Source organism: Arthrobacter crystallopoietes BAB-32 (assembly GCF_000328305.2).
Lineage (GTDB): Bacteria > Actinomycetota > Actinomycetes > Actinomycetales > Micrococcaceae > Crystallibacter > Crystallibacter crystallopoietes_A.
The window spans coordinates 1-6,860 of sequence record NZ_ANPE02000035.1; the positions used below are offsets into that span (position 1 = coordinate 1).

The following is a 6,860-nucleotide window of genomic DNA, read 5'->3' on the forward strand; positions in this document are numbered from 1 at the left end:
CAGCGCACACCGGTCCGCAGGACACCTCGCTGGCCAACGCGCCCACCGGCCACCACCATGGCGTGTCCGATTCCGCCCCGGCCCACCACGCCCCGCATGTGCCGCCGGTTCCCTCGGACGTGTCCGTGGAGCCGGGCGGCATGAAGCAGCGCCGCGCCGAAGCCCAGGCGGCCGTCTCGCGGCTGCTGAACCGGGTGCTGGCCAAGCCGCCCGTGCGCAAAGCCGCCAAGGACCTCGGGATCGACCTGACCCAGATCGTGCCGACCGGCCGCAGCGGCGAGGTGACCAAGCAGGACCTGCTCAGCTACCAGGCGCAGCGCGATGCCGAACTCGACCGGGCCGAGACTTTCTGGGCGCCCAGCAAGAAGCCGCAGGAGCAGCGGATCGAACGCATTCCGGTCAAGGGCGTCCGCAAGGCCACGGCCAAGGCGATGGTTGAATCGGCCTTCACTGCGCCGCATGTGAGCATTTTCGTCGACGTGGATGCTTCCCGGACCATGGAGTTCGTCAAGCGGCTCAAGGCCAGCCGGGACTTCGAAGGCATCAAGATCTCGCCGCTGCTGATCCTGGCCAAGGCCGTGATCTGGGCCGCCGCGCGCAACCCCTCCGTCAACGCGACCTGGACGGACGAGGAAATCCTGGTCAAGCACTACATGAACCTCGGCATCGCCGCGGCCACCCCGCGCGGCCTGATGGTCCCGAACATCAAGGACGCCCAGGACCTGTCGCTGAAGGAACTGGCGATCGCGCTGAACCAGCTGGCCAGCCGCGCCCGCGAAGGCAAGACGCAGCCGGCGGAGATGCAGGGCGGCACCCTGACCATCACGAATATCGGTGCGCTCGGCATCGACACCGGCACCCCGATCATCAACCCCGGCGAAGTGGCCATCGTCGCGTTCGGCACCATCAAGCAGAAGCCGTGGGTGCTGGACGGCGAGGTCATTCCCCGCTGGGTCACCACGCTCGGCGGCTCCTTCGACCACCGCGTCGTCGACGGCGACCTGTCCGCGCGCTTCATGGCGGACGTCGCCGCGATCATGGAAGAACCGGCACTCCTGCTGGACTAGTCCGGCCGGAAAGCAGCGGCTACACGTTTAGGCGGTAGCCGCGTTTGATCACAGTGGTGATGAGCGACGCGTCCGGCAACGTCTGCCGGAGCCGGCTCATCGCCATATCCAGCGCGTGGTCGCCGGGGGAATCGGGCAGGCATTGCTGCAGGGACTCGCGCGGCAGGACGGCGCCGCCGGCCGTGGCCAGCGCGCGGAAGAGCGCCATCGGTGTGGGGGAGAGGTCCGCGCGTTGTCCGCCGAGGATGACGGAGCGGCCGCGGATCTGGACTTCGCCCAGGGCGGTAGGTACGCGCTGGATGCGGTTCCCGGACAGATGCTCGACGACCAGCCGGATGAGCGCGCCCAGCCGGTAGCGCTCGGGCATGATCGGGCGGATCCCCGCTTCCTCCAGCGGACGCGCGGTGACGGGCCCCACCGCGGCGGCAACGACGTCGTTCCTGAAGGCCTCCACCAGGGCGCCATGCTGGCCCAGTTCGTGGGCGGTGCTGAGCAGGGCATCGACGGCCGGCGCGCTGGTGAACGTAACGACATCCAGCTGGCCCGCGACGACGGCCTGGATGAGCCGGCCCACCTTGTCCTCGAAACCGTCCGGCTTGACCCAGCGGTACGGGGTGACGGCCAGCACCCGGGCGCCGGCGTCGCGGAGCCGGGCCAGCTGTGCCGCGTCCGTATAGCCGTGCAGCTGGATCGCGATAGTGCGTCCGCCCACGCCCTCTTCGAGCAGGAGGTCGACCAGGCTGGAAGTGCGTTCATCGTGGCTGATGCCGGCATCGTTGAGCCCCGCGGCGCGGACGGCGCCGCGCGCCTTCGGGCCGCGCACGAGGATCCGCGACGCTGCCAGGGTTTCCATCAGTTCCTCGCCGAGGCCGTGGACGTCCGCGGCCTCGCTCCAGCGGCGCATGCCGTAGGCCGTGGTGACGATGGTGATGTCCGGCCGGGCGTGCAGGATGGCCGCGGTGTCCTGCAGCAGGGCGCGGTCCTCTGCCACGGGGGCGATCCTGAGCACCGGCGCGTGCATCACCTGGGCGCCGCGGCGTTCCAGTGCGGAAACCAAGTCTTCGGCGCGCCGGTCGGACGTGACGCCGATCCGGAAGCCGGCCAGCGCCTCCGCGGACGGCGTCTCGACCCGGGCACGGACCTCGGCCAGCGACTCCCGCGTGTCGGCGGGCTGCCGGGTGGCGGTGCCAGGCATTCAGGCCCCCACGGCTTCGGCCAGGTCGGCAAGGCGGCCTGCGCCCGCTTCGCAGCCGGCGGCGAGCCTGACCACTTCACCGATCACGAGGATCGCGGGGGACTTCACCCGTGCGGCGCCGGCCGCCGTGACGATCCCGGCCAGTGTGGATACGGTAGTGCGCTGCGAATCGCTGTAGCCGCGCTCCACCACTGCGACCGGCATGTCGGGGCGCATTCCCGCGCGGCGCAGGCCGGCAATGAGCTGCGGCAGCGTTCCGATACCCATGAGCACCACGACGGTGCCGCCGAGGCCGGCGAGATGGACATGTTCGGCGTCGCTGAGCGGCTGGTGCCCGGAGACCACGGTGAACAGGTGGCTGACGCCGCGGTGCGTCACGGGAATGCCTGCGGCGGCAGGCACCGAGACAGCGCTGGTCACCCCGGGCACCACGGAAACCGGGATGCCGGCGGCGGCGCACGCTGCGACTTCCTCGCCACCGCGGCCGAATACAAACGGGTCGCCGCCCTTGAGCCGCACGACGTTGTTGCCCGCCTGGGCGGCTTCGACCATCAGCCGCTCGATGTCCCGCTGGGCCACCTGATGGTGCCCCGGCTGCTTGCCCACGTCCACGAGTTCCGCGCCGGGGGCGAGCGTGGAGAGGTTGCGGTGCGGCGCCAGCCGGTCGAAAAGTACGACGTCGGCCTCCCGCAGCGCCTGCTGCGCGCCCACCGTGAGCAGGTCTTCGGTTCCGGGCCCGCCGCCGACCAGGGTCACCCGACCGCCCGGGGCGGCCGGAGCTTCGCGCGCCAGCAGTACCCCGTGCGCACCGCAGGCCTGCGCCAGGGCCGGCCACCCGCCGTCGTCCGCCGAAACCACTACGGCGAGCACAGCGCCGTTGAGCAGGTCGGGTGTGAAGTGGTCCGGACGGGACACCGTGCGGAGGACGGCACCGGCCGCCCGGTAGCGGCGGACAACGCGCCGGGCCTCATCACGGGCGCCGGCGACGAGGACGTGCCGGCCGGTCAGGTCTGCGGTGAGCTGCATGTCAGGCTCCTTAGCTGGCGGAGGGGCGGACGGGGATGGTGGCGCCGAGCAGGACGGGTCCCTCGCCGGCGGCCGCGGCGGCTTTTTCTTCTTCCGAGGCCGGGCGGATCATGCCGCGCTCGGCCACGTTGGCGATCGAGTCGTCCCGCTGGTCCGGCGCGTTGACGAAGGAGCGGAAGCGGCGCAGCCGGTCCGGGTCCTTCAACGTGGCGGCCCACTCGTCTTCGTAGTTCTCGATGTGGCGCGCCATGGCGTCCTCGAGGTCGGCGGCGATGCCGAGGGAATCATCGACGACGACGTCCCGCACGTGCGCGATGCCGCCGTCCAGGTCCTCCATCCAGCGGGCGGTGCGCTGGAGTCGGTCGGCGGTGCGGATGTAGTACATCAGGTAGCGGTCCACGAAGCGGACCAGGGTCTCGTCGTCCAGGTCCTTGGCGAGGAGCTGGGCGTGCGCGGGATTGGCTCCGCCGTTGCCGCCGACGTAGAGGTTCCAGCCGTCCGCGGTGGCGATGACGCCCACGTCCTTGCCGCGGGCCTCGGCGCATTCCCGGGCGCAGCCGGAGACGCCCATCTTGAACTTGTGCGGTGCGCGAAGGCCGCGGTAGCGCAGCTCCATCCGGATCGCCATCGCCACCGAATCCTGCACTCCGTAGCGGCACCAGGTGGAGCCCACGCAGCTCTTCACGTTGCGCAGCGCCTTGCTGTAGGCCTGGCCGGATTCGAAGCCGGCCTCCACCAGCTCCTTCCAGATCTCCGGCAGCTGCTCCAGCCGGGCGCCGAACATGTCGATCCGCAGTGCGCCCGTGATCTTCGTGTACAGGCCGTATTTCTGCGCCACCTGCGCGATGACGCCGAGCTTCTCCGGCGTGATTTCGCCGCCCGGGATGCGCGGGACCACCGAGTAGGTGCCGTTTTTCTGCATGTTGGCCAGCGCGCGGTCATTGGTGTCCTGGAGCGTGCCGCGGCCGCCGTCGAGCGGGTACTCGGCGTGCTGCGAGGACAGGATGGAGCCCAGGGTCGGCTTGCAGATGTCGCAGCCCAGCGGCGCCGCCGATTCCACCGCGCCGTCTGCGCTTTCGACCTCCACCGGGATGCCGAAGCGGGCGAAGATGGCGTCGGCATCGCGCAGCCCGGTGGCGCGCACCGCTTCGAAGAGCTCGGCGCGGGACAGCGCGAAGTGCTCGCACAGCGCCTTGGAGACGGTGATGCCGTTCCTGGCCAGCTCGGTTTCCAGCAGCTTCTTGAGCATCGGGACGCAGGAGCCACATTGGGTGCCGGCGCGGGTGCAGGCCTTCAGTCCGCCCAGCTCGTGGACCGGGTCCTGGCCGTCGCAGCTGCCGCAGCCGTTGACCGCATCGCGGATCGAGCCTGCGGTGACGTTGTTGCAGGAGCACAGGATGGCATCATCCGGCAGCTCGGTATCCGGCGCCTCGGCTCCGCCGGCGGCCGTCAGGTAGGCGCCGGGTTCGGCCGGGAGCTCGCGGCCCAGCAGCGGGCGCAGGCTCTGGTAGGGGGCCGCGTCCCCTACGAAGATGCCGCCCAGCAGCGTCTTGGCATCGTTGCTGGTGACCAGCTTCTGGTAGACGCCGCGGGCCGGGTCGGCGTAGACGATCTCCAGGGCGCCGGGAGTCTTGGCAAAGCCGTCGCCGAAGCTGGCCACGTCCACGCCGGAGAGCTTGAGCTTGGTGGCGGTGTCGAAGCCCGGGAACGCTGCGCTGCCGCCGTGCAGCCGGTCCGCAACGATTTCGGCCATGGTGTTCGCGGGGGCAACGAGGCCCACGCAGAGCCCGCCGAAGCTGGCCACTTCGCCGACCGCCCAGACATGCTCCACGTCGGTGGCGCAGGTTTCGTCGATGATAATTCCGCCGCGGACGCCCATCCGGAAGACCGGCACGAAGTCCTCGTCGCCCAGCTCCTCCGGAGCCTTGCCGTCCGCCGCTGCAGCCTCGGCCTTGGCCCGGTCGTTGAGCACGCGGGCCAACTCGTCGCGTGGCCGCACGCCGATGGAAACCACCACCATGTCCGCGTCGATGATCCGGCCGTCCGCCATTTCGACGCCGGTAACCGCCGCCGTGCCGTCCGAGCCTTCCGCAGTGAGGACGGCCGCCGGGTACACGCCGCTGTGGACCTCCAGTCCCTTCGCCGCGATGAGCCGCCCCATCGCCTGCCCGGCACCCTCGTCCAGCTGGGTCCCCATCAGCCACGGTCCGCCGTCGATCACTATGGGGTTCGCGCCGAGCGACTGCAGTCCGGCGGCAGCCTCCAGCCCGAGCAGGCCGCCGCCGATGGTCACGGCGTTCACCGGCCGCCCGAGCCTAGTCCCCAGCTCGGCAACCTGCCGGTTGATCTCCCACACGTCCTCCAGCGTCCGGTAGACGTGCGTGTGCTCGTGGCCCGGGATCGGCAGCCGGGCGGCGTTCGAGCCGGTCGCCAGGACGAGCTCGTCATAGCCGTACCGTTCCCCGCCGGCGGTGATGACCTCGCGGGAAGCCAGGTCCAGATCAACCGCACGCGCGCCCCTGACCAGAGTGACGGCGTCGTTGTTCCACAGTTCCCGGTCACCCAGGGTGAGGTCCACGTCCGTCTCGGTCAGCGCCTTGCTCAGTGCCACGCGGTCATAGGGCAGATGCGACTCCTCGGTCAGCACCGTGATGGCCAGGCCGTCGGTGCCGCGGGCACACATGGCCTCGGTGAAGCGGTGCGCCGCTGGTCCGCCGCCCACGACGACAATCCGGCGGGTGGCTGGGGAACTGTTCTGGTTCATGGCCTGCCTCAGGGTTCTCTAGTCTTCCGCCGGGTCACTACCGGCGCGGTGCATGGGGTCCACGCTAGAGGGGCGCCGTTGCGCGGCAATTTCCCTTGTGTTTCCCGCAGTTGACTTTTCCTGCGGGTTATCGGGGGAGTGCGGTGAGTGTCTGGAAACATACCGGAAACAACGACGGCGCCAGCACCGTTTCGGCCGTCCGCGCACCTTTCGGACGGCCACCTGCCGGATAACCGTGCGGTTCCCGGACGGTGAGAAGCGTTTTACACCCCCGAAACCGGGCAGGAGCCGCGCCGGAAACATCGGCTCCCTACCGTGGAAGCCATCCTTATCCGATCTTCACCGAACGGGGTTCACGATGACCGTACTGACCGCTGACGAGATCCGCCTGGACGGCCTGGCACTGCGCTGGCACCCTGTTTGCCGCGTGGATGAGCTGGAAGTGGCTTGGGGCGAAGCCGCCCTGGTCCAAGGGGAGCAGGTGGCGCTGTTCAAGGTTTCGCAGACCGAGGTGTATGCGGCGGCGCACCGGGATCCGGCCACTGGCTCCTGCGTGATGGCGCGCGGCATCCTGGGCAGCAAGGGGTGGCGCCGTACTATCGCCTCGCCGTTGCACAAGCAGGTGTACGATCTCGCCACCGGCGAATGCTACACGGATCCGCAGCTCTCCCTTCCGGTCTATCCGGTCAGGGTCGAGGCCGGGCTGGTCGAGGTCGGAATGCCCGTGGTTGCCGGCGGCGGGGCCGCGGCGTGAGCCAGCCGGGAACCGCCGTGGAGGCTGCAGGCAGGGCCGCTGGCCTGCTGCTGC

5 protein-coding genes are annotated in these 6,860 nt (G+C 70.1%); 2 read left to right on the top strand and 3 right to left on the bottom strand.

The window, feature by feature from the left end:
* On the top strand, positions 1 to 1,067 hold a 1,067-nt coding region (locus tag D477_RS00875), incomplete at its 5' end, for a dihydrolipoamide acetyltransferase family protein (protein ID WP_005266340.1).
* Positions 1,068 to 1,086: 19 nt separating this feature from the next.
* Here D477_RS00875 and D477_RS00880 read toward each other — a convergent pair.
* Genes D477_RS00880 through nirB form a run of 3 tightly spaced genes read right to left on the bottom strand, consistent with a single transcriptional unit; the run spans position 1,087 to position 6,052 of the window.
* A complete protein-coding gene (locus tag D477_RS00880) occupies positions 1,087 to 2,262 on the bottom strand; it encodes a uroporphyrinogen-III synthase (protein ID WP_005266341.1) in 1,176 nt (391 codons plus the stop codon).
* Positions 2,263 to 3,288 carry a uroporphyrinogen-III C-methyltransferase gene (gene cobA, locus D477_RS00885; protein ID WP_005266343.1) on the bottom strand — a complete coding sequence of 342 codons (1,026 nt, stop codon included), beginning with the start codon at positions 3,286 to 3,288 and terminating at the stop codon, positions 2,263 to 2,265.
* 10 nt (positions 3,289 to 3,298) lie between these two features.
* On the bottom strand, positions 3,299 to 6,052 hold the full coding sequence (nirB, locus tag D477_RS00890) for a nitrite reductase large subunit NirB (RefSeq protein WP_005266344.1): 2,754 nt from the start codon (positions 6,050 to 6,052) through the stop codon (positions 3,299 to 3,301).
* A gap of 358 nt (positions 6,053 to 6,410) precedes the next feature.
* Between nirB and nirD the strand changes: the two genes are divergently transcribed.
* On the top strand, positions 6,411 to 6,806 hold the full coding sequence (gene nirD / locus D477_RS00895) for a nitrite reductase small subunit NirD (RefSeq protein ID WP_005266346.1): 396 nt from the start codon (positions 6,411 to 6,413) through the stop codon (positions 6,804 to 6,806).
* Positions 6,807 to 6,860 lie beyond the last annotated feature (54 nt).